The 21,615-nt window shown below is 71.3% G+C and carries 25 protein-coding genes; 10 read left to right on the forward strand and 15 right to left on the reverse strand.

Annotated elements, in window-relative coordinates; all coding sequences use genetic code 11:
• Window positions 1–12: 12 nt before the first annotated feature.
• Both ACFY0F_RS09265 and ACFY0F_RS09270 read right to left on the reverse strand, forming a co-directional pair.
• Window positions 13–1,164, reverse strand: coding sequence for a nitric oxide synthase oxygenase (locus ACFY0F_RS09265; RefSeq protein WP_388791097.1), 1,152 nt, complete (start codon window positions 1,162–1,164; stop codon window positions 13–15).
• Window positions 1,165–1,332: 168 nt separating this feature from the next.
• Complete coding sequence (locus ACFY0F_RS09270) at window positions 1,333–2,505, reverse strand: globin domain-containing protein (protein WP_388791099.1); 1,173 nt, start codon at window positions 2,503–2,505, stop codon at window positions 1,333–1,335.
• Window positions 2,506–3,184: 679 nt separating this feature from the next.
• On the opposite strand from ACFY0F_RS09270, the gene ACFY0F_RS09275 reads away from it, so the two are divergent.
• A complete protein-coding gene (locus ACFY0F_RS09275) occupies window positions 3,185–4,018 on the forward strand; it encodes a PIG-L family deacetylase (RefSeq protein WP_388791101.1) in 834 nt (277 codons plus the stop codon).
• Between the two features lie 15 nt (window positions 4,019–4,033).
• On the opposite strand, the gene ACFY0F_RS09280 is transcribed toward ACFY0F_RS09275, so the two are convergent.
• The 7 genes from ACFY0F_RS09280 to ACFY0F_RS09310 all read right to left on the reverse strand — a co-directional run bounded on the left by ACFY0F_RS09280 (window position 4,034) and on the right by ACFY0F_RS09310 (window position 9,440).
• Entirely contained in the window at window positions 4,034–5,254 is a 1,221-nt protein-coding gene (locus ACFY0F_RS09280; protein ID WP_388791103.1) for a metallophosphoesterase, read from the reverse strand.
• 36 nt (window positions 5,255–5,290) lie between these two features.
• The gene (locus ACFY0F_RS09285; RefSeq protein WP_388791105.1) at window positions 5,291–5,461 is read right to left on the reverse strand and encodes a hypothetical protein; all 171 of its coding nucleotides are present in this window, start codon (window positions 5,459–5,461) and stop codon (window positions 5,291–5,293) included.
• On the reverse strand, window positions 5,419–6,015 hold the full coding sequence (locus ACFY0F_RS09290; protein ID WP_388791107.1) for a beta-galactosidase trimerization domain-containing protein: 597 nt from the start codon (window positions 6,013–6,015) through the stop codon (window positions 5,419–5,421). Before ACFY0F_RS09290 ends, ACFY0F_RS09285 begins: the two co-directional genes overlap by 43 nt.
• A gap of 245 nt (window positions 6,016–6,260) precedes the next feature.
• A complete protein-coding gene (locus tag ACFY0F_RS09295) occupies window positions 6,261–7,124 on the reverse strand; it encodes an SAM-dependent methyltransferase (RefSeq protein ID WP_388791343.1) in 864 nt (287 codons plus the stop codon).
• Window positions 7,125–7,153: 29 nt separating this feature from the next.
• On the reverse strand, window positions 7,154–7,777 hold the full coding sequence (locus tag ACFY0F_RS09300) for a cysteine hydrolase family protein (protein ID WP_388791109.1): 624 nt from the start codon (window positions 7,775–7,777) through the stop codon (window positions 7,154–7,156).
• On the reverse strand, window positions 7,774–8,862 hold the full coding sequence (locus ACFY0F_RS09305) for an isocitrate/isopropylmalate family dehydrogenase (RefSeq protein WP_388791111.1): 1,089 nt from the start codon (window positions 8,860–8,862) through the stop codon (window positions 7,774–7,776). Before ACFY0F_RS09305 ends, ACFY0F_RS09300 begins: the two co-directional genes overlap by 4 nt.
• Window positions 8,863–8,903: 41 nt before the next feature.
• A complete protein-coding gene (locus ACFY0F_RS09310) occupies window positions 8,904–9,440 on the reverse strand; it encodes an EF-hand domain-containing protein (protein ID WP_388791113.1) in 537 nt (178 codons plus the stop codon).
• 515 nt (window positions 9,441–9,955) lie between these two features.
• Between ACFY0F_RS09310 and ACFY0F_RS09315 the strand changes: the two genes are divergently transcribed.
• The 3 genes from ACFY0F_RS09315 (at window position 9,956) to ACFY0F_RS09325 (ending at window position 12,449) form a co-directional block, all read left to right on the forward strand.
• Complete coding sequence (locus ACFY0F_RS09315; protein ID WP_388791115.1) at window positions 9,956–11,584, forward strand: MFS transporter; 1,629 nt, start codon at window positions 9,956–9,958, stop codon at window positions 11,582–11,584.
• A gap of 18 nt (window positions 11,585–11,602) precedes the next feature.
• On the forward strand, window positions 11,603–12,121 hold the full coding sequence (locus ACFY0F_RS09320) for a hypothetical protein (RefSeq protein WP_388791117.1): 519 nt from the start codon (window positions 11,603–11,605) through the stop codon (window positions 12,119–12,121).
• Window positions 12,122–12,251: 130 nt separating this feature from the next.
• The gene (locus ACFY0F_RS09325; protein WP_388791119.1) at window positions 12,252–12,449 is read left to right on the forward strand and encodes a hypothetical protein; all 198 of its coding nucleotides are present in this window, start codon (window positions 12,252–12,254) and stop codon (window positions 12,447–12,449) included.
• Window positions 12,450–12,478: 29 nt separating this feature from the next.
• Here the strand turns inward: ACFY0F_RS09325 and ACFY0F_RS09330 are convergent, their stop codons facing one another.
• Complete coding sequence (locus ACFY0F_RS09330; RefSeq protein ID WP_388791121.1) at window positions 12,479–13,888, reverse strand: DUF2252 domain-containing protein; 1,410 nt, start codon at window positions 13,886–13,888, stop codon at window positions 12,479–12,481.
• Between the two features lie 352 nt (window positions 13,889–14,240).
• Between ACFY0F_RS09330 and ACFY0F_RS09335 the strand changes: the two genes are divergently transcribed.
• The 4 genes from ACFY0F_RS09335 (at window position 14,241) to ACFY0F_RS09350 (ending at window position 17,482) form a co-directional block, all read left to right on the forward strand.
• Window positions 14,241–14,897, forward strand: a complete 657-nt coding sequence (locus tag ACFY0F_RS09335; protein ID WP_388791123.1) for an HdeD family acid-resistance protein — start codon at window positions 14,241–14,243, stop codon at window positions 14,895–14,897.
• A 121-nt stretch (window positions 14,898–15,018) separates the two neighbouring features.
• Window positions 15,019–15,477 (forward strand): SHOCT domain-containing protein, encoded by a 459-nt coding sequence (locus ACFY0F_RS09340; RefSeq protein WP_388791125.1) that lies wholly within the window; start codon window positions 15,019–15,021, stop codon window positions 15,475–15,477.
• 34 nt (window positions 15,478–15,511) lie between these two features.
• Window positions 15,512–15,958, forward strand: a complete 447-nt coding sequence (locus ACFY0F_RS09345) for a hypothetical protein (RefSeq protein ID WP_388791127.1) — start codon at window positions 15,512–15,514, stop codon at window positions 15,956–15,958.
• A 117-nt stretch (window positions 15,959–16,075) separates the two neighbouring features.
• On the forward strand, window positions 16,076–17,482 hold the full coding sequence (locus ACFY0F_RS09350) for a hypothetical protein (protein WP_388791129.1): 1,407 nt from the start codon (window positions 16,076–16,078) through the stop codon (window positions 17,480–17,482).
• 22 nt (window positions 17,483–17,504) lie between these two features.
• Here the strand turns inward: ACFY0F_RS09350 and ACFY0F_RS09355 are convergent, their stop codons facing one another.
• On the reverse strand, window positions 17,505–17,888 hold the full coding sequence (locus tag ACFY0F_RS09355) for a nuclear transport factor 2 family protein (protein WP_388791131.1): 384 nt from the start codon (window positions 17,886–17,888) through the stop codon (window positions 17,505–17,507).
• A 330-nt stretch (window positions 17,889–18,218) separates the two neighbouring features.
• Here ACFY0F_RS09355 and ACFY0F_RS09360 point away from each other — a divergent pair, with 330 nt between their 5' ends.
• Window positions 18,219–18,629 carry a hypothetical protein gene (locus ACFY0F_RS09360; protein ID WP_388791133.1) on the forward strand — a complete coding sequence of 137 codons (411 nt, stop codon included), beginning with the start codon at window positions 18,219–18,221 and terminating at the stop codon, window positions 18,627–18,629.
• Window positions 18,630–18,700: 71 nt separating this feature from the next.
• Here the strand turns inward: ACFY0F_RS09360 and ACFY0F_RS09365 are convergent, their stop codons facing one another.
• Genes ACFY0F_RS09365 through ACFY0F_RS09375 form a run of 3 tightly spaced genes read right to left on the reverse strand, consistent with a single transcriptional unit; the run spans window position 18,701 to window position 19,910 of the window.
• Window positions 18,701–19,120 carry a PRC-barrel domain-containing protein gene (locus tag ACFY0F_RS09365; protein WP_388791135.1) on the reverse strand — a complete coding sequence of 140 codons (420 nt, stop codon included), beginning with the start codon at window positions 19,118–19,120 and terminating at the stop codon, window positions 18,701–18,703.
• The gene (locus tag ACFY0F_RS09370) at window positions 19,120–19,767 is read right to left on the reverse strand and encodes a PRC-barrel domain-containing protein (RefSeq protein ID WP_388791137.1); all 648 of its coding nucleotides are present in this window, start codon (window positions 19,765–19,767) and stop codon (window positions 19,120–19,122) included. The genes ACFY0F_RS09365 and ACFY0F_RS09370 overlap by 1 nt, the downstream gene beginning before the upstream one ends.
• Window positions 19,767–19,910, reverse strand: a complete 144-nt coding sequence (locus ACFY0F_RS09375; protein WP_388791139.1) for a hypothetical protein — start codon at window positions 19,908–19,910, stop codon at window positions 19,767–19,769. The genes ACFY0F_RS09370 and ACFY0F_RS09375 overlap by 1 nt, the downstream gene beginning before the upstream one ends.
• A gap of 188 nt (window positions 19,911–20,098) precedes the next feature.
• On the opposite strand from ACFY0F_RS09375, the gene ACFY0F_RS09380 reads away from it, so the two are divergent.
• On the forward strand, window positions 20,099–20,551 hold the full coding sequence (locus tag ACFY0F_RS09380; RefSeq protein ID WP_388791141.1) for an ATP-binding protein: 453 nt from the start codon (window positions 20,099–20,101) through the stop codon (window positions 20,549–20,551).
• A 43-nt stretch (window positions 20,552–20,594) separates the two neighbouring features.
• Here ACFY0F_RS09380 and ACFY0F_RS09385 read toward each other — a convergent pair whose 3' ends face one another.
• Complete coding sequence (locus tag ACFY0F_RS09385; RefSeq protein ID WP_388791143.1) at window positions 20,595–21,482, reverse strand: RNA polymerase sigma factor SigF; 888 nt, start codon at window positions 21,480–21,482, stop codon at window positions 20,595–20,597.
• Window positions 21,483–21,615: the final 133 nt, after the last annotated feature.

A 21,615-nucleotide genomic window follows, 5' to 3' on the forward strand; every position in this document is an offset into this window, starting at 1 on the left:
CCGCATGCCTCGCTACTTGGCCGAGTGCAGTGGGCAGACCGGCGCCGGGCTTCGCACCGGCCACGTCATGTTCCGATGCACGAACGCCGGCCGCAGGTCGGGGTCCTCGGGGGCGTAGTAGCGGTGGAACACCGCGGTCGCCCCTCCGGACAGGGGCGGGACGATCCAGCTCCAGTCCGTCGGCACCGGGCGCCCATGCCGCCCCTCGCGTTCGACGTGCGCGAGGAATCGCCGAGACTCCGTATGGTGGTCGGCCATGGTCACCCCCGCCCGCTCGAAGGAGTGCAGGACCGCCAGGTTGAGCTCGACCAGAGCGCGGTCCCGCCACAGGGTGCGCTCGTCGCGGGTGTCGAGACCGAACAACTCGGCGACGGCGGGCAGCTGGTTGTAGCGGTCGGTGTCGGCGAGGTTGCGCGAGCCGATCTCGGTGCCCATGTACCAGCCGTTGAAGGGCGCGGCCGGGTACGTGACCCCGCCGATCTCCAGCGACATGTCGCTGACGGCCGGCACCGCGTACCAGCGCAGGCCGAGGCCGGCGAACCCGCCATGGCGCGGATGTGTCAACGGCACCTCCAGCACGGCGTCCTCGGGCACCTCGTAGAACGCCGGGGGCAGGCCGGAGCCGGACTGCACCATCAACGGCAGTACCTCGAAGGGGGTTTCGCCACCCTTCCAGCCCAAGTCCCTGGCCAGCGCCACCCGGTGGGAGCTGCGCGGGTCGTCCGCGTAACGCACCAGCTGCTCGCCCAGCAGCGTCGCGGCGGGACGGCCGGGGCGATCGGGGGCGAACACGCTGATGACCGGGCGGATACGGCCTCCGTTGGTCGCGATCCGCAGATGCTCGAAGCACTCCCTGGCGATGTCGTCGGGATGCGTGACGTGCCGCAGGTCCCGCACGATCAGGTTGTTCCAGTAGAGACGGCCTATACAGCGCGCCGAGTTGCGCCAGGCCACCCGCGCGCCGAAGGCCAACTCCGCCGGGGTGTGCACGTACGTACCGAAGCGCTCCACCTCCGCGGTGACCTCCGCGAGCCGCCGACGCGGATCGCCGTCGCCCGGGTTCTCGGTGGCGTACTGGCGGATGAACACCTCGGCGGCCGCCAGAACGGCCTCGTGCGCCGACGGACGGCGCCGAGCCGGGTCGGATGAAAAGGGGAGTCGCACCGGATTCTCTCCTGCTCGGGGTCTGGTGCTCACACGGGTCCGGCACGCCGGCGGTGGTCCGGCGGCCGCCTGGCCGGGAGCGGAAGGGGTGAAGCCGAGTCCGGCGGGCGGGCGCGGCAAGCGAGTGGCCGCACGCCGGGGCCCGGTCGGCCGGGTCGGGCCGGACGCTCAGTCCTCGGGCGGCTCCCGCAACTGCCGGGGCAGCAACGCGGCCTCGAGGGCGGGCACGTCGAAGGGGTCGAAATGGATCCGTTCCTGCGGGATGCCCTGCCGGGCCAGGGTGGCGCTGGCCTGTGTGACCATGTCCACCGGCCCGGAGAGGAACGCCTCGTGCCGGTACCACGGCCCGAACTCGTTCAGCACCCGTGGCAGGGTGCCCTCCAGCCCCGCGATACGTTCGTGCGACACCGCGGCGCGCACAGAGAGCCAGTGGTGCCGCTGGGACATCCTGAGCATGTCGTCCAGGCCGTAGAGCTCCTCGGCGGTCCGCGCGCCGACGAAGACGTCGACGTAGCGCCCCGTCCCGGTGCGGGCCGCGTCCTCGACCAGGGCCTTGATGGGGGCCATGCCGGTCCCGCCGGCCACGCACACCAGATCCCGGTCGCTGCGCGGGTCGAGCGTCATGTCGCCCTGGGTGGGTCCGAGCCGCACCACGTCCCCGGGCCCGGCTCTGTATACCAGGCTCTGGCTGACCTGACCCTGGGCCACCGCACGCACGTGGAAGGTCACGGTGTTGTCCGGTCGCGGCGCGTGGGCGGGCGAGTAGTAGCGCCACGCCTTGGGCTGCCAGGGGGTCTCCACACTCGCGTACTGGCCCGCCGTGTACGGGTAGGGCGCGTCGGGTCGCACGGTGATTTCCGCGATGCCGTGGCCGTGGTGCAGGTGATGGATGATCTCCGCCTCCCACACCGCGGGCGCCGTGCGGGCGTCCTCCGCCGCGGCGTGCGTCATCACCTGCGCGACGATGCCGTATCCGTGCGTCCATGCGGCGGTCGTCTCCGGGCTCCACGCCGGGCCGGCGAAGCGGGCCAGGGACGCGAGCAGGCACTCGCCCACCGCGGGGTAGTGGCCGTCCAGCGTCCCGAACTTGCGGTGGTCGCGACCGAGCCGGCCGCAGAACCGGATCAGGTTCTCCGGGTCGTCGACGAGGTCGACGATCCGCAGCAGCCCACGCAGCAACCGGTCGCGCTGGGTGTCCAGGTTGTCCGGGAAGAGCCCGCGCACCTCGGGGTGGCGGGTGAACAGAACGGCGTAGAAATACACCGTCATATCCGCGGCGTACGGGCCGACGGCGGCCACGGTGGCGCGCATCAGCGCGATCTCCTCTGCCGTCAGCGGCACGATGTCCGGCAGCGGACTCGGCGCCGGGGGCGGGAGCGCGGAGGGAGGCGCCGCTGTGGGCGCTGCGTCCTCCGTTGCGGCCCGGCGTCTCTTCTCTCCTCGCGACGCGCGGGTGAACATCACCGAACGCCACTCACTTCCGATTCAATCGTCATCACGTCCTGACCGTCCCGTGGTACCCGCTTACCGCCAATGCCAGATAAAACTTGCAAAATCGCACATAAAGGGAGATTTGCGGTCAGGCGATGGTCGGTTTTGAGCCATCGCTCAACACGCCACCACACCAGCACACGGTTCACAGGAAACAGGTAAAACGCCACCACATCGGCACACGGTTCACAAGAAACGGGCACATCTGCCGACCGCAAGGACATCGTGCGGCCGTCGGGCCGGCGGCGCCGTGCGCGCACGAAGCCACCCGAAGCCGCCCGAGGTCACCGGTCGGGAGCGGGGCGCGACCGCGGGCCGTCCAGGAGGCCGGTTCGGCGGCCCCTCCCAGCGGCCTTGGCGCTCGACCAGGGCGTACGTTGCACCGGGTCGGCGGTGGGAACAGGTGATCCGGTCAGTACTGTTGCACAGGTCGGGGGCGGCGCCGTGCGGGCGGGGAACGGGGAGGCCAGGAGATCGTCCGCCCGCCGCAGACTCGGACCAAAGCTTTTTCATCTGAGAGGACTGCTTCATGAATGACCGGCCCTTGACGCTCATGGCAGTGCACGCCCACCCCGACGACGAGGCCACCGGAACGGGAGGTGTCCTCGCGCGCTACGCGTCGGAGGGCATCCGCACGGTTCTGGTGACGTGTACCGACGGCAGTTGCGGTGACGGGCCGGGAGGCGTCAAGCCGGGGGAGCCCGGGCACGATCCCGCGGCCGTCGCGTCGATGCGGCGGCAGGAACTCGAGGCGAGTTGCGAGATCCTGAAGGTCAGTCACCTGGAGATGCTCGGCTACGCCGACTCGGGGATGATGGGCTGGCCGACCAACGACGCCCCCGGATCCTTCTGGCAGACACCCGTGGAGGAGGGTGCGGCCCGACTCGCGGAACTCCTGCTCCGTTATCAGCCCGATGTGGTCGTGACCTACGACGAGAACGGCTTCTACGGCCACCCCGACCACATCCAGGCGAACCGCATCACGATGGCGGCGCTGGCGATGACCGCGCCGACCCCGAAGGTGTACTGGACGACGGCGCCCCGCTCGATGTTCCAGCGGTTCGGGGAGGTCATGCGCGAGTTGGGTGCGGACTGGCAGGAGCCCGATCCCGCCGAGGCCGCCGCGATGGCCGAGATCGGACTCCCCGAGGAGGAGATCACCACCTGGGTGGACACCGCCGCGTTCGGCGGTCAGAAGTTCGATGCGCTGGCCGCGCACGCCAGTCAGGGCGAGAACATCTTCTTCCTCAAGATGGGCCAGCAGAAGTTCACCGAGCTGATGGGCGTCGAGACGTTCGTACGTGTTCAGGACACCACCGGCGCGGCCGTGCCCGAGAACGACCTCTTCGCAGGCCTGCGCTGATCCGCCCGTCCCGTCCTACGGCGAGGCGGGCAGGTGCGGGGAGCGGAGTACGAGCAGGGTGATCTCGCTGGGGGCGAAGACGCGGAACGGCGGGCCCCAGAAGCCGGTGCCGCGGCTGGTGTAGAGGAGGGTGCGGGGGCCGTGGTGGCTGAGGCCGGCGAGGGCGGGCTGGTCGATGCGGACCAGGTGGTGGAAGGGCCAGATCTGGCCACCGTGGGTGTGACCGGAGAGTTGCAGGTCGATGCCGGCGGCTGCCGCCCGGTCGACGAACTTGGGCTGGTGTGCCAGGAGCAGGACGGGCAGGTCGGGGTCGGCGCCGTCCAGGGCTCCGGCGAGATGAGCACGGTGGCCCGCCAGGCCGGAGGATTCGGCGGTGACGTCGTCCACGCCGGCGACCACGAGCGTGTCGCCGCCGCGTTCGAGCAGCAGATGGCGGTTGCGCAGCGGCTCCCAGCCCAGCTCGTCCATCAGGTCGACCCAGCCCTGGGCCTCGCTGTAGTACTCGTGGTTGCCGGTGACGTACACACGGGCCCGGGTGGCCCGCACGGTACCGAGTGGGGCGGCCTGGGCGCGGCGGCGTTCGGCCGTGCCGTCCGCGATGTCACCGGTGTGGCAGACCAGATCGGCTTCCAGGGTGTTCACCGTCTCGCACACCCGCGCCGACCAGCGGGCGCGATCGAGTGGGCCGTAGTGGGTGTCGGTGATGAGGACGACGCGGGTGCCGTCCAACCCGGCGCCCAGTCGCGGGAGTTGCACCTCCAGTCGGCGCACGCGTGGCACGCGGCGGGCCTCTGCGTACCCCCAGGCGAGCAGTACGGCGGTGGTGCCGAGGACGGCCCAGGTGACGATGCGGGCCCGGTCCTGGCTCTCGCCGACACCGGTCACGGTCAGGGCGAGCCGCAGGAGGACCCCGAGCAGGACGGACCAGGTGAACAGAACCCAGCTGGTGCCCAGCAGGGTGTCACCGATGATCGCCGCCCGGTCCTGCTGGCGCCGGCCGTGGCCGCGCGTCATCGCGAACGGCATACCGATGAGGCCGAGGACGAACAGGGCGGTGCCGGCCAGCGTGACGGTCAGCGGCCAGTGCTGGCCGCTGTGCAGGAGCACCCAGCACGGCACGGCCCACAGCAGGACGGGGGCGATCAGGGGGAGGTAGCGCATCAGACGGTGCAGCCGGCTCGGCCGCGGCGCTTGCACCTCACCCTCGGCGGGCCGGGTGTCGCTGGTGTCGGTCACGCTTCCCCTCCTGACCAGGCTGCCGTCTCGCGCACCTTATCCGGTCGCCCTGGGGCGGGCCAGCTCGGTGTTCAGGGGGGCGACGCCCTGGAATCCCGCGGCGAGGCAGCGGTCGACGACGAACTCCGCGATGTCCTTGCCGGCGGCGTCCTCCTCGAAGCATGTCAGCGCGGGGTGCAGCCGACGTCCCTTGGGTTCCTTCTGCAACGGTGCCTGCGGCTCGACCGGCGGTCTACGGTTCGGTCAGTACGGCTACTCCGGCTCCGGGCAGCGTGACGCGACCGGCGGCGGCCGCACCGGGGGGGCAGGACGTCGGTCATCGGCCCCGGCAGTACGACATCGACCTCGTCCCGGCCGTGGTTCAGCAGGAAGACGAAGCGTCCGCCGTCGCCCTCGCGCACGGCCGCCTGGACGTGCTCGGGGAGCCCGGGAAGCACGGGGGCGACCGACGCCGTACGGCACACGTCGTCGATGAGGGCGCGCATGGCCCCGGGCGCGAGGCGCGTCGCGAGATACCAGGCGTGTCCCTCGCCGAAGGAGTGCCGGGTGACGGCCGGCCGCCCTGCGAGGTGCCCGGAGCCGAACTCCGCCACCACGTCGGCCCCTTCGGGTACGACGGCCTCGGACCACAGGTCGGCGCGGCCGACCGTGCCGTCCGGGTGTCGGACGTCGACGGTCTCCTTCTCCGACAGCGGCCAGAACTCCTCCACCCGCAGGCCCAGCACCTCGCGCAGTGGTGCGGGATATCCGCCCAGGTGCACCCGGTCGCAGTCGTCGACGTGACCTGCACGGGCGCCCAGAACCAGAAGTGGACCGCGGTCAGCTGATCCACCGGCCGCTCAGGCCACGCCTACGGGGTCGCGCGTGTGCCCCGTCGGGGCGCCGTTGTCGTAGCGTCCCGGGAGACAAGGAGCCTCAGCTCACAGCACCCGGTCCGCCTGCTCCGAAGCCGTGCTCCACCTGGCCACCCCGGCGTTCGATGTCCCCGCCGTTGCTCCGCGCAGTGCTACCGGTGGGCCGAGGCGAAGACCCAGCGGTTGGCCGCCAGGGCGTCGTTCGGCTCCCGGCGGGGACCGCGGCCGTGCAGGGCGGTGAAGTCGTACGGGGTGTGGAGGGCCACCGTCCAGCCCTGTTGGGCGAGTTCGCCCGCCGAGTCGGGTCGTGGCTCGCTGTCGAACAGGGCGAGCAGGTCGATGCCGATCCGCTGCCTCGCCGCGGTGTAGACGGGGCTGGCTCGCACCTGCGGTGACTCCGCGATTTCCTTGATCTCGTAGGCAAGGGAACTGCCCGCAGGGCTCAGCCGGTTGATCGTGGCGATGAGATGGCGCTCGGCCGCCGCTGGGAGATAGAGCATCAGGCCCTCGGCGAGCCATGCGGTGGGTGCTGTGGGGTCGAAGCCCGCGGCCAGCAGTGTGGGGGACCAGTCGAGCCGGAGGTCGGCGGCGAGGGTCTGGCGCCTGGCTGTAGGAGCGGCCCCGATCCGGTCGAGCACCACCTGTTTGAACGCCAGCATTTCGGCGGTGTCGACCTCGTGGACCACGCAGCCCGGCGGCCAGTCGAGCCGGAACGCCCGGCAGTCCAGGCCCGCCCCCAGCAGCACCACCTGCCGCACACCCCGGTGTGCCGAGCGGAGCAGGTGGTCGTCCAGGACGCGGGTGCGCAGGCCGAAGTACCGGCCGAGCCGGCCCCACAGCGGGTCGGCCTCATCGGCCGGCACCTGTTCCGGGCGGACCGGCCAGCCGGCCGAGGCCGGTGCCGCGCGCACGAAGTGCTCAGCGAACGGGTCCCGGGCCAGGGCGTCGGGGCGATGACTTTCGATGGCACGGGCCGCGGCCACCAGGAGGGCGGTGCGGCCCACGCCCTCGGCCACACCGGCGTTCAGCTCCGCGGCATTACGCACTACTCCTCCTCGGCTCGCAGCATGGGTGCGGTCCATGCCTGTGGGTCGTCCGCGGTGGTGGTTCGGGCGCCGTAGACGGCGCGCATGAACCGCAGCACGGCGTCGTACGGCAGGTGCAGCGCGGTGGTGCAGTCCGTCAGGAGGGTCACGTGGAAACCCTTCTGGAACGCGGAGCGGGCGGTGGAGTCCACGCACACGTCCGCGTACAGCCCGGCGAAGACCAGGTGGCCCACGCCCCGCGCGGCGAGGTGCGCCTCGAAGCCTTCGGCCAGGAAGGCGTCGAAGCAGGCGCGTTTGGTGAAGACCCGCTCGCCCGGGGCCGGGGCGATGGCGTGGAACTCCGCGCCCCATGAGCCCTCCAGGCACTTGGGCTGCTTGCCGAGGGTTTTGTCCCGTAGCCGCCAGCCGGCCCCTTGGTGCTCGGGGTCGCCGACGAACCGTACGAAGAGCGCCTCCACACCGCGTTCGCGGGCCCCGGCCACCGCGCGGACACAGCCGGCGACAGCTGTGTCCAGGACGGTGGGGTCCTTGCCGAAGCGGGCCAGGGCCGTCGGGCCGGTGCAGAAGTCGTTCTGCAGGTCCATGACGACCAGGGCCGTCCCATCCGGTTCTCCGCCGGTCATGACCCGGCGACCAGGGTGGCGTCCTTCGGCGTCCCGTCGGCTTCGGGTACGTCGAGCAAGTCGAGCAGGGCGTCGACCAGGGCGGTGGTGGAGTGCCGCCCGCCCATGTCCGGGGTGTGCACGCCCCGCGCGTCCAGAGTCCGCAATGCCTGCTCGGCGGCGCGTACTGCTCCGGGGCATCCGGCGTGGCGTTCCGCGACGAGCGCGGCCGCGCGGATCGTGGCCACCGGATTGACCCGGTCCTGCCCGGCGAGGTCGTCGGCGGATCCGTGCACCGTCTGGTACTCGACCAGGCCGGCCAGTCCGGGGTCGAGGCACACGTTCTCGGTGCAGCGGTTCTCCTGCCGGTCGGAGCCGAACCGGTCGAGCAGCATGACGTGCATGATGTCGGCCCACTCGTTCCCGGCGACGATCAGCGTGCGGTCGGGCAGGCCGTGGGTGATCAGGTTACGGTTGACCGTGTCCGGCTGGAACAGATCGATGCGTATGCCGAGCCGGTCCGCGAGTTCGGACACCCAGGCGTCGAGGGCGCCGTCCAACAGATGGAACTTGTAGGCCATGACGATGCGGTCGAGGTGCCCGTCCGGCCACTCGTGCCGGGCTCGCCGCAGGGCATAGGTGACCACGGCCTCGGTGATCTCCTGGCTGAAGGTCATGGTGCGGGTGACCTCGCCGGGCGTGTGCCGGTTGTCCCCGGTGTAGAAGCCCTGGGCCTGATCCCGTACCAGGAGCAGGGAGCGGCCGGCGTCGGTGAGAAGGTCGACCTTCACGGTGCGAAGCCGCTGCCGGACGAGGTAGAGGGACTGGGCGTTGATCGCCGTGCGGAAGATCGCCTCGGTGCCTTGCCCGGCCCGGGTACGGCAGAACCGCTCGTAGTGGTCCGCGTCCTCGGCGGTCAGCGCACGGATCCTGGCGACGTCCCGTTCGGCGCGGAGCGAGACGTAGGAGTGGTAGAGGCGGGGGGAGCGCTCGATCGATACGCCGTGCGGGTGCCTTGCGGTCAGCGCGCCGAGCACACGCTCGAAGACGTCCGCGACCTCGGGTCCGGTACCCCGCCCGACCGCCAGACCGACGACGGGCTTCACGGCACGTGAGGGGGCTCCCGGTCCGGGAACTCGGGTAAGGGTCATCGGGCCGTGCCCACGACGAGGTGGTCGCCGGGGATGCCGGCCTTCTCCGGGCGGTAGTAGTCCCGGATGCCGTCCGCCCAGGTGACCACGGGGACGCGGTCGCCCTCGACCGGCTCGAAGGCGTCGAACAGGGCGTCGATGTTGGGGCGTTGGAAGCCGATGGCCGTCATCAGGGCGGTGAAGTGGGAACGCTCGACGAAGCCGTCGCCGTCCGGATCGCCCATGGCGGCCAGGGCGTCCGCGAACTCGTCGACCGTGGCGTCGAACCGCTGGGGGTCGAGCACGATCGCCATGAACTCCTCCGGGCTGATCCGGCCGTCGCCGTTGGCGTCCAGCTCGCGGACGAGTGTCTCCCAGTAGCGGCGGAAGGCGCCGAGCATCTTGCTCTTCTCCTTGTCGCCGGCCTCGGGCACCGCCGCGATGACCCGCTCGCCCATCAGCTCGAAGTCCTCCGACTCCAAAACGCCGTTGCCGTCGGCGTCGAAGAGGGAGAAGACGAGCTCGACACGGTCGTTCGCCTTGGTAGTGGGCATGGTGTGTCACCTCTGCAGTAGCGCTGTTCCGCCGGACACCGCCGGATCCCGGGCCCGGCGGTGCAACCCACTATCGGCTGCCCACAGGGGCGTTGGCCGAGAAAGCCGGGCACGTGTACACGAAGGAAGGGAATGCGCTGCTTTGCGCATGAACCCCACGACCCTGGAGAACGCCGCCGCCCAGGAGCGGCGCGGGCGTTCTGCAGGCGGGACGGTGTCTGCTTCCGCACCCGGCAGCAGTGGCCGGCCGGGGCGTTCACGGTGCGGGACGACGAGGCCGGGGCCGCGCTGCGGGCCATGCCATCGACGGTCTGCTCGGGAGGTAGGGCGGTGGGCGTGTGTGATTCGAAACTCCCCAGATTCTCCCCAGGGCCGATCGGAGCGTCGAATCTCGCCCGTCGCGGGTGAGGCGCCCGGTGGGTTCCTCGGGTGCGATGGGGGCGGGGGTTGGGTCGCGCCCGCCCCCGCCCGGCCTGCTCAGACGGCGTTCCGGGCCGACTCGGCGAGGTGGCACCGTGGCGCACTGGCGAGCTCTGATCGTGCTGGGGATGGCCCAGTTCCTGATGGTGCTGGACACCTCGGTGATGAACGTGTCCATCAGCCAGCTGGTCGAGGACTTCGACACCGAGGTCACCGCCATCCAGGCCGTCATCACGCTGTACGCGCTGGTCATGGCCGCCTTCATGATCACCGGCGGCAGGCTCGGCGACATCCTGGGACGCCGCAGGGTGTTCTTCCTGGGTATGGCCGTGTACGGCACCGGGTCGGCCGTGACGGCCGCGGCGCCCACCCTCTTGGTGCTCGCGCTGGGCTGGTCGGTCGTGGAAGGGCTCGGCGCCGCCCTGGTCCTGCCGGCCATGGCCGCCCTCGTCGCCGAGTCGTACCGGGGGCGGGACCGGGCCGTCGCCTACGGCGTCATCGGCGGGCTCGCCGGCGCCGGCGTCGCGGTCGGCCCGCTGCTGGGCGGCTGGGTGACGACGTACCTCACCTGGCGGCTGGTCTTCGCAGGCGAGGTGGTGGTCGTCCTGGCCGTGCTGGCCTGCCGCCGGGTGATCACGGAGGCCCCCAGGATGGATCCGCACCCGCGGCTCGACGGCGTGGGCGCCGCGCTCTCGGCGGCCGGACTGGGGCTGGGGGTGCTCGGGGTGCTCCAGAGCAGCAGCTGGGGCTGGGTGCGCCCGGTCAACCCTCCCTTCACCGTCCTGGGATTCGCCCCCACCCTGTTCGTCATCGGTGCCGGTGTGGCCGTCCTCGGGCTCTTCCTGCGCTGGGAGCGGCGGCGTGACGAGCAGGGCAGCGACCCCCTGGTGCACCGGTCCCTGCTGGGCAGACCCGCGCTGCGGTCCGGCCTGATGACACTGCTGAGCCAGAACCTCATCCTGCTCGGACTGTTCTTCGCCATCCCGCTGTACCTGCAGGTCGTCCAGGGTTTCGACGCGTTCCAGACGGGGCTGCGCCTGCTCCCGGTGTCCGTCACCATGCTCGTGACCTCCCTGGGCGCGTCCTCGCTCGGACGGCTGTGGGGGCCGCGCCGTGTGGTCCGGCTGGGGCTGACGACCCTGGTGGTGGCGATCGTGTGGCTGCTGGCCACCATCGACCCGGTCATCGACGACGCGCAGTTCGCCGGGGCCATGGCGGTGCTGGGCGTGGGCGTCGGCCTGCTCGCGTCCCAGCTGGGCAACGTCGTCCAGTCGAGCGCCGGCGAGACGGAACGCAGTGAGGTCGGGGGACTGCAGTTCACCGCGCAGAACCTCGGCTCGGCCCTGGGCACCGCGCTCATCGGGTCGATCCTCATCGGCTCGCTGGCACACGCCTTCACCACGCAGATCGCGGACGACCCCCGGCTGTCCGCCGAGGCCCGCCGACAGACCGGGATCGCCCTGGAGGCCGGGATCAGCTTCGTGCCCACCGAACAGGTGCGCTCCGCGGCCGAGCAGGCCGGCCTGCCGGCGTCGGAGGTCGACGCCCTCACGGAGTCGTACGCCTCGGCGCAGCTCGACGGCCTGAAGGCGGCGATCCTCGCCACCGGCGGCATCACGCTGGCCAGTTTCCTCGTGACACCGCAGCTGCCGGCCGGCCGGACGAAGCGGACACCGCAGCCGGACCCCGGTGCCCAGGCCGGGGCCATCGGGTCGGCGAGCTGAGCCGCCGCGGAGGCCGCGATGACCGGTACCGACCCCACCAAGACCCGCGCGAGCAGAGTCGAGCGCCGCGCGCACACCGACTACACGGGTGGTGTGTACGGATCGATGCTCGCGGCCTCCGTGGTCATCGGTGCCGGTGCCGCCGGTTCGTTCCCGCGCGTGGAGCTGGTGCTGCTGTTGCTGCTCACCGGCTTGGTGTTCTGGATCGGGCACGTGCACGCCGAGCTGTTCGGGGCCCGCCTGGCCCAGCGGCGTCTGGACCGCCGGGCCGTACTGCACGTGTGCCGGGACGAGTGGCCGATCGTCAAGGCCGCCGTTCCGCCCGCCCTGGCCGTGGCCGTCAGTCCGCTTCTCGGCCTGGACGTGGCGGGCGTCTACTGGCTGGCGCTGTCGGTCGCCGTGGCCGGGCAGGTGGGCTGGTCCGCGGCCGCGGCACGCAGGTCCGGCGCCTCCTGGAGCCTCGTGACGCTCACCGCCTCGGTCAATCTGCTGCTCGGCCTGCTGATCGTCGCCTTCAAGATCGTCGTTTCGCACTGACGGAAGCGGCTCCCACCGGCCGACCGCCGGATCACCTGTGCCGGGTGAGGCCGGGCCGGACGCCAGGGCGGAGGATCGCAGGGAAGGGTGCAGTCCGCCGGTCAGTGGGTCGCCCGTGGGAGAACAGCCGATGCGCTACGAGATCCGCGTCGACGGCCACATGTCGGAGACGCTGGCCAAGGCCTTCCCGGAGCTGGACCACGTGGTCATGTCCGGGCAGACCGTCCTGTTCGGCCCCGTCCTCGACGAGGCCCACCTGTACGGGTTGCTGGCACGCTGCCAGTCCCTCGGGCTGCGCGTGCTGGAGATGCGGCAGCTGCCGGAGTGACACGGGGGGCAAGGGGAGGGGCGTTCCCTTCAGAGCTGCTCGGCGCTGATCCGCCCGGTGCGGACGGCGGCCCGCAGCGCCTCGTGGTCCCGCTCGTTGTGGTCGGCGTAGCTCTGCGCGAAGGCCGTCAGCGCACGGTCGAAGCGGTCGCTGCGGCCCAGGTAGGCGGCGATGGCGATGGGATCACCGGAGCGGGCGTGGGCCCTGGCCAGTGAGGCCCCGCACAAGTGACCGAAGAGGGCGAACAGCGCCGGGTCCATCGTCTCGGGCTGCACGATGCCCTTCCAGTCCCGCAGCTGGCGCACGTAGAAGTCCCGCCCGCGCCCGTCGAGGCCCATGACGTGCGTCCACCCCAGGAAGATGTCGCTGGTCGTCTGGATCAGACGCTGCCCGGTCACCACCCGGCGGCCCTGGTTGTCGTAGTGCTCGCCGCCGGTGTGGGCCGCCAGCACCGACTCCTGGGCCTCCTTGGCCTGCAGCAGAAGGGGATCGTCGTCGTCCCTGCCGAGCAGCAGGAGGATCCAGCACCGTGTGCCGACACTGCCGACGCCCACGACCTTCCGCGCGATGTCCACCAGGTGGTAGTGGCGAAGCAGGTGCCGGCGCTCGGACGACAGGGTCCGGGCGTACCCCTCCAGCAGGGTCTGCAGTTCCTTCTCCTGCGCGTCGTCGCCCGGATCCGGCCGCAGATCCCCGAGCGGAGTGATCAGCGGCGGGTCGGGGGTGATACGCCTGCCCTCGGCCGTGGTCCGGGTGAGTTTCTCGAAGGCCTGCATCTGGGTGCGGGCGCGGGCCCGCGCCGTGGCCAGGGCGGTGCGGCGCCTGGCGGTCCTGTCCATCGCCGAGGCCAGCAGCTTGCGCAGACGGTCGGCGTCGTCCTGGGCGTACCAGATGTCGAGGGTGCGCATGCCGGCGAACTCGCGCATCCGCTCCCGGTAGGCCAGCAGACATGCCCGGACGGCGTCGTCCTGCTCCCTGCGGGAGAAGCCGTTGGCCCGGCCCGCCGTCACGAAACTGGTCGCCAGCCGTTTGACGTCCCATTCGAACGGCCCCGGCAGTGTCTCGTCGAAGTCGTTGATGTCGAAGACCAGATGCCGCTCCGGTGAGGCGAGCAGCCGGAAGTTCAGCAGATGGGCGTCGCCGCACAGCTGCACCTGCAGCCCGGTGCTCGGGGCGGCCCCCAGGTCCGCCGCCATGATCGCCGCCGCGCCGCGGTAGAAGCGGAACGGCGACTCGAGCATGCGGCCGTACCGGATCGGCACCAGTTCCGGTACCCGGGTGGCCGACTGCCGCTCGATCACCTCGATGGGGTCGGGCCGTTTCGGCCCCGGTTCGAACCGGGCCTGCTCCGAACGCGGCACGCGGGTACGGGCCCGCCTGCCGTACGCCGCTCGCTCGACGGCCGGCAGACGGGTGGTGAAAACGCTCGATGCGGTCATGTGCCGACCTCCCGGTCCAGGGTCGTGGTGCCGCTACCGGCTTCCGGCCGGCGGCACCATCGGCAGGCCACACCAGCAGCGCCGGTGCACCGGCGCTGCGGTGGCCGTCCAAGGGCAGCACGTAGGAAGCGGTGACGACCGGGCGGCCATCGGCCGGCTCATCCGACGCTTCTTCGTTCCGTTCACCGCGCGCACCCCCGCATCCCACTCCAGCCCCCGGCCGACGGGGACGGATCACCCGCCGTGGGTGATCCGCCGGGCCCGGGGCCCGCGGCACGCTGGCCCGGTGAGGTCCCCCCACACCGCCCCGTCGGCGGTCCGAAGCGCCCGCTCGGTCGCGCGAGGAGGAGCCATGACCGTATCGCCTGATCCGGCGGCGCGTACCGGACCGGAGAACGTACCCGACGGGGCGGCTCCGCCCGCGCCCGGCGACCCCGCGGACGCACTGGGCAGGCTCGGCGGTTCCTGGACCTGGATCCTCGGTTCGGCGCTGGCGACCTTCGTACCGGGCATCCTGGTGCTGGTCTGGCCGGACGAGACCCTGCACGTCCTGGCGGTTCTCATCGGCCTGTACCTGCTGGTGCTCGGGGCGTTCCGGTTCGTGGCGGTGTTCGGCCGGGAGGCACACGGCGAACGGCTCCCGGGACTGGTGGTGGCCGTCCTCTACGTCCTGGCGGGTGTGCTGTGTCTGCGCAATCCGCTGCAGACCATCACCGCGCTCTCACTGATCGTCGGGATCGTCTGGCTCGTCTCCGGAATCCTCACCCTGTACACGGCCCTGGCCGCCAAGGACCTGCCGCACCGCGGTGCCGTCCTGGCAGGCGCCGTCCTCGCCATCGTCGCGGGGATCGTGGTGCTCGCCCTGCCGGCCGAGTCGGCCCGTGCGCTGACCCGGCTCCTCGGCCTGTGGCTGGTACTGCTCGCCCTGGTCGAGTTCGGGGTCGCCTTCGCCTGGCGGTCGGCGCTGCGCAGGGCGGGCGCGCCGGGCCCGAGCGCCCCGCCGCGGTAGCCCCGGTGAGAGGCCCGCACGCTCACCCGCGCCGGGTGAGGCCCCGCCCATCTCGACGTGGGCACGCTGAGAACGGCATGGAACGACTGCCGGGGCGAACGCCCGGGACGGAGGAGAAGACATGAGCGCGATGTACCTCGCGTACGACTATCCGCTGCTGAGCGCCTTCTGGACCATGCTCTGGTTCTTCGTGTGGGTGCTGTGGTTCGTCCTGCTGTTCCGGGTCATCGTCGACATCTTCCGTGACGACGAGATGAGCGGCTGGGGCAAGGCCGGCTGGTGCCTGTTCGTCGTCTGCCTGCCCTTCCTGGGCGTGTTCGTCTACCTCATCGCCCGTGGCAAGGACATGGGCCGCAGGGAGATGGCGCAGGCGCGGGCGCAGCAGCAGGCGATGGACGCCTACATCCGGGAGACCGCGAGCAGCGGGAGCCGTCCCAGCAGTGCCGACGAACTCGCCAGGCTGTCCGAGATCCGGGCCCGTGGCGACATCACGGAGGACGAGTTCCGCCGGGCGAAGGAACTGGTGCTCAGCGGACACGGTCCGGGCGAGCAGCCGGGCACCGCCACAACCCATCGCTGAACACACCGAACCCGCAACGAAACGAGGTAGTGGTATGACCGCGACACCCACCGGACGTACGCAGACGGCGAAGCAGCAGTGGGCCGGCGGCCTGACGATGTTCGCGGCCGTCATGCTGATGATCGCCGGGGTGCTCGACATCTTCCGCGGCATCATGGGGATCGCCCGGGACGATGTCTTCGTCGCCACGCGCAACTACGTCTTCCAGTTCAACCTCACCGGCTGGGGCTGGTTCCATCTGATCCTGGGGGCGATCGCGGTGATCGTCAGCCTGGGACTGTTCCAGGCCGCGCTGTGGGCGCGCATCGGCGGCGTGGCCATCGCCTCGCTGCTCATCATCATCAACTTCCTCTCCCTGCCGTACTACCCGGTGTGGTCGGTGGTGATGATCGCGTTCTACGGGTTCATCATCTGGGCGCTGTGCGTGGTGCAGCGGGACACCACTGCCGGCACGTACGGCGGAGCGCCGCGCGACGCGTGAGGGGGGCCGGGTCCGGAACCCGGCCCCCCGACCGGGGGTCACCCGGTCGGGTCAGCTCCGCTGGTCGCCGTTCCCGCCACCGGATGTGCTGGTGGGACGAGAGGACGGGAGTGCTTCATGCCGCCACAGGACGACGCCGTCGGCGGGGCCGGTACACCGGACGAGAACGAACTGGACGAACTCCGCCGACGGGTCGCCCAGCTGGAGTCCTCCACCGGACCGGCACCGCAACGCCGCCGGCACCCACTGCGCAGCACGGGGTCGGTGCTGCTCATCGTGCTGGCGTCGATCCTGTCGATCCTGGCCGTGACCGCCGTCTGGGCACGGGACGAGATCACCGACACCGACCAGTTCGTCGCGACCATGGGACCGCTCGCGCACGACCCCGACGTACAGCAGGGGATCTCCCGCCGAGTGACCGACGTCGTGGTGCAGCAGATCGACGTGCCGGCCCTGGTCGACCAGCTGTCCAAGGCGGCCGCCCAGCCGGGCGTCCCGCCCAAGGTCTCCCAGCTGATCGGCACGCTGAGCGGTCCCATCGGCAACGGTCTGCGGAGCCTCATCGGCGGGGCGGCCGACCGGGTCGTGAAGAGCGAGGCCTTCGCGAAGGTGTGGACCGACGCCATCACGACGGCGCACAACGCGATGGTCAAGGCCCTGACCGGCGAGAGCGGAGGGGCGGTCCAGATCTCCGGCAACCAGGTCACCATCGACCTGGCACCGGTCATCGACCAGGTCAAGAAGCAGCTCGTCGACGCCGGTTTCGCACCGGCCGCGCACATCCCGACCGTCCACACACAGTTCACGGTGTACGCCTCGCCCAAGCTGCAGTCGCTCCAGCTCTACCTGCGGCTGCTGCAGATCCTGGGCAACTGGCTCCCGCTGGTCGCGGTGCTGGTCGCGGCGGCGGGCGTCTACACGGCCTGGAACCGCCGGCACGCACTGATCGGCGCGGCCCTGGGGATCGCCGCCGCCATGCTGGTGCTCGGCATCGCGCTCACGGTCTTCCGCACCTACTTCCTCAACCAGCTGCCGGCCGGAGTCTCCCCGGGCGCGGCCGGGTCGGTCTACGACGCACTGGTGCACTTTCTGCGGCAGGCCCTGCGCGCGGTGGGTGTGCTCGCGGTGCTGGTCGCGCTCGGCGCGTTCTTCGCCGGTCCGTCCCGGCCCGCCACGACGATCCGCGCCGCGTGCACGACAGGGATCGCCGGCATCCGTCAGGTCGCCGAGCACGCGGGCTTCCGGGCGGGACCGGTGGAACCGTTCGTGCGGCGGTGGAAGCGGTGGATCGGGATCGCGATCCTGGTCGGCGCCTCCATCGTGTTCGTGTTCTGGAGCCGTCCGACGGGCATGGTGGTGTTCTGGTTCGCCGTCGTCGTACTGGCCCTGTTCGCGATCCGGGAGTTCCTCGCGCCGGGTCCGGGGCTCGCCGGGGCCGGGCAGCGGGCGGCGGGCCCGCCGCCGCCCCGGCCGTCCGGTCCGCCCGGGCCGGGGCTGGGGCCCCAGCCCGGAGCGTCCGGGTGAGCGGCACGCGTCGGGTGACCGGTCACGCCCCGCCGGGCACCCGGTCCAGGAAGCCGAGCACCGACCTGATGCGCCCTTCCGCGTCCAGCGTGACCACGTCGAAGCCCGCCACGGGCGCCGAGCCGTCGGCCTCGTTCACCAGCTCCCAGGCGAAGCGAGCGGTGTCGTGGTGGCCGTCGACGGCGCCCAGCGGGCGGAAGACGAAGCCGGGGAACTGCTCGTGCGCCCCCGCGATCACGGCGGCGATCTGCTCGTGGCCGGTGACGTCGGCGAGCGGGTCGGTGTAGGAGCCGTCGGCCGTCCAGGCCTCGGCCACCGCCTTCGCCAGGGACTCCGGCTCGGTGGCGTTCCAGGCCTCGAAGTACCGGGCAGCGGCCGACTGGTAGCGGTCGGTGTTCACGGTCATGGCGAATCAGCCTCCATCGAGGTCGTCAATGCTCGTCGGGAACCGGCTTCCGGTTGCGTCGAACCGGTGTCTCCACCATGCCCGCGGGAGCCGGGAGGGGCGATTACCCCGCAGGTAACGCGGCGTGGAGGGCAGGACGGCGGCGAAGCCCCGCCGCGTCGGATTTCGGCCAGAAACGGCGGCGAATATGCCAAGAGACTGGCTGGAAAGTCATGGTGACAGAGTGTCAGTAGTGAAGATACTCGAAGTCAGGGGCACTTCACCGCACAGGAGCCGCACGGAAAGCGAGGGCCCGGCCGGCAGTAGAGCGACGCTTCGGGGGAGTGGATCGTGCACGACGAATTCCTGTGCCATGTCACCGCGTACGGCTGGTGCGACGGACGGCGCATCGGCGTACCGCTCGGCACCTACCGTGCCCCCACCCTGGCACTGGCCCTGTGGTGGCTGCGCGACCGCGCCTGCTGGATCGCCGACCGGCTCGACCCGCAGCCCGCCAGCCCCCACTTCCCGCCGAACGCCCTGGTGCCGGTTCCGGACACCGTCACCGACGTGCCCGGTGTGCTGCGCGCCTGGTGTGCCGACGCCGGCCGGCAGGAACTGGTCGCCGACGAACTGGCCGACGGCCGACTGGTGCGGATCGCGGCGAGTGACGAGACCACCGAGTACGAGCTGCTCGCCGAGTCGGTCGACGCGCTGCGCATGCAGCGCACCATCCCGGCGCTCGTCGTTCCCGTCGCCTGACACGTGACACCGGGCCCGGACGGCACCGCCCGGACGGCCTCCGGACACGGCGTCACCGAAAGCGTGGGCGCTCAGCCGGCGCGTACCACCAGGGCGTAGCCGCCCAGCCCCAGCAGGCGTTCGGCCGGGATCGTGCCGAGCGCGGTGTAGACCGTCACCACACGGCCGGTGGCCGGGTCGAACGCGAGGTCCTGAACGGTGCCGCGCTCGTCCCCGGCCTCCGTCAGGATCCGGTGGCGCATGGCTTCGTGGTGCGGCGGCGGGGGCGCGGCACTCTGTGCCTGCGGCCCCTGACGGACCAGTACGGCGTCGGAACCGACCGCGTGCAGGGCGTCCCAGGGCAGCACGGTGTCCCGACCACGCCGCGCGCCGACGCGGACGTGCGTCACCGCCCTCGCGGCGGTGTCGACCGTCAGGGCCTTCACGACACCGAGCTCGGCCGCCTCCGCGAGGGTCACCACGGGCAGTCCGAGCACCTTCGAGTACAGCATCACGGCCGTGGCTCCTTCGGAGAGTCGGGCCGGCCGTCCGCGCCGCCACGGGCGTGGAAGGCCTGCACCTGTCCGACGAAGCTCGGGAGGTCCTCCGCCACGTACAGCGTCGCGTCCGCGGGCACGACGAGGGCTTGGCCGGAGACCGCGAGGGTCTCGCCGCGGGGAACGTACACCTTGTGCCTACGGCGGCCCGAGCCGGACGTCAGGGACTTGCTCGCCGCGATCCGGAAGCCGACGACCCGGCCGCTGGTGCCGCCCTCCACGACGACGTCCAGCACCTTGCCGACCTCCGTCCCCGCGTCGGTCAGCACCTTCGCCCCCAGCACCCGGCCCTTGACCGCCTCCTTGCGGACGACCACGGCCGCCGCCTCGGTCAGGGCGCCCGGATCACTGATCATGACCGCGTGATGCCCGAGGGAGTGCACGCCCGACCAGGGCAGGCTCCGCCCCAGCGGGCCGGAGAACAAGCCCCGTCCGCTCAGCGTGAAGCCCGTGATACGGCCGGCCGGGGCGTCGAAGACCGTGTCCTTGATCTGCGCCACCGCGTCACCCGCGAGCGTGACCACCGGCAGGGTGGACAGGCTGCGCGCGGCCATCAGTTCCGAGCCCACCCGCCCGGGCCCCGACAGAAGATGCCCGGCCATCACATCCCCCGTCCGCCGTACCGGCGTCCACGCCGCACCGCGATCACCGTTCCCGATCGCCGGCCGGCCTGTACCCCCAGCGCCACCAGCGGCGCCACCGCGACCACGGCCACCGCCAGGATCAGCCACACCCACCAGACCACCGTTCACCTCCGGCCGTCCGCCCCGGCCGCCCTCGGCCGGGTCCGCCTGATCCGGGTGCCCCGGACCGGCGTACCGATGCCCCTCGTGCGCGGTCGGCGAACGGACCGACTGGACTGCGCGGCGCCGGTCGGGGTACGAGGACTGGTGCAGTAGTGACCGGCCGGGCCGGATTCCGAGAGAGAAACGTATGACCGACCACGTGGACGGGGCCGTGATACCGAGTGGTTTCGACGTGCCCGTGGAACCGCTGAGACGGGCGGCGCACTACACCGGTGAACCCGGGTGCATCGCCGAGGCGCGCTCGTTCGCCGCACAGTTCCTCGAGCAGTTGAGGACCGAGTGGTGCGCCCGCATCGACGCGCGCGCCGACGGTGAACTGCTCCTTGTGGTCAGCGAGTTGGTCACCAACGCCGACCGGCACAGCAACGGGCCGTACATCCTGGAACTGGAGGGCACGGACTCCTCCGTCTCGGTGTCCGTCTACGACAGCAGCGTGGCCCTGCCCCGGCGCTTTCCGCGTGACCCCCAGCGCGTCGGCCGCCATGGCCTGGAGATCGTGCACGCGTTGGCGGCGGAGGTCACCGCCGAACGCGTGCCCGTCGGCAAGAAGGTGCGTGCGATGGTGCACCTTCCGCGCTGAGCCGTACCGCGCACCCTGGGGCGAACCCTGGGACCGGGCGCGGTCAGGCGCAGCCCAGCTCGCCCAGCATGCCGTGCCGCAGACGGGTGATGATCCGCTTGATGAGGCGTGAGACGTGCATCTGCGAACAGCCGAGCCGCGCGCCGATCTCCGCCTGGGTGGCCTCCTCCACGAACCGCATGTGGATGATCTGCCGGTCCCGTTCGCTGAGCTCGGCCATCAGCGGGGCGAGGGACTGGAAGTCCTCCACCAGCCGCAGCCCCTCCTCTTCGACGCCGATGAAGTCCGCGAGCACCGCCTCGCCGTTCTCGGGACCGTCGCCGGTGAGCGCGGCGTCCAGCGAAGCCGAGTTGTACCCGTTCGCGGCCAGCTGGGCCTCGATCACCTCGTTCTCGGTGATGTTCATCAGGGTGGCGAGCTCGCCGACCGTGGGATCGCGGTCCAGTCGGCTGGAGAGTTCCTCGCGCGCCTTGGCGAGCTCGACCCGCAGCTCCTGCAGCCGCCGCGGCACGTGCACCGCCCAGGTCGTGTCCCGGAAGAACCGCTTGATCTCGCCCACGACGTACGGCAGCGCGAACGAGGTGAACTCCACCTCGCGCGACAGTTCGAACCGGTCGATGGCCTTGATCAGACCGATCATCCCGGTCTGGACGATGTCCTCCATGTCGTCACCGCGGTTGCGGAACCGTCCCGCCGCGAACCGCACCAGCGACATGTTCATCTCGATGAGGGTGTTGCGGGCGTACTGGTACTCGTGCGTGCCCTCCTCCAGCTCGGTCAGACGCCGGAAGAACTGGCGGGACAGCTCGCGTGCGTCACGCGGAGCGATCGTGCTCGGGTCCTCGATTCCAGGCAGTGACCCCTCGGCCGTGTCCTCGGCGTTGTTCTTCTCGGCGACCACTGCTTCCGACCGGATCCCGGCGGTATTCATTACCTCTCCCACGAAAGTCACGGTTCGACGTCTGCCTCAGCGGCTGGGTGTTTCCCGTATGCCTGTCAGGACTGCGTGGGAGGCGCGTACCCGGAAATCCTCGGTCCATGCGCGTCCCACGGCGCGGGTACCC

The organism is Streptomyces sp. NPDC001544 (genome assembly GCF_042894285.1).
GTDB lineage: Bacteria > Actinomycetota > Actinomycetes > Streptomycetales > Streptomycetaceae > Streptomyces.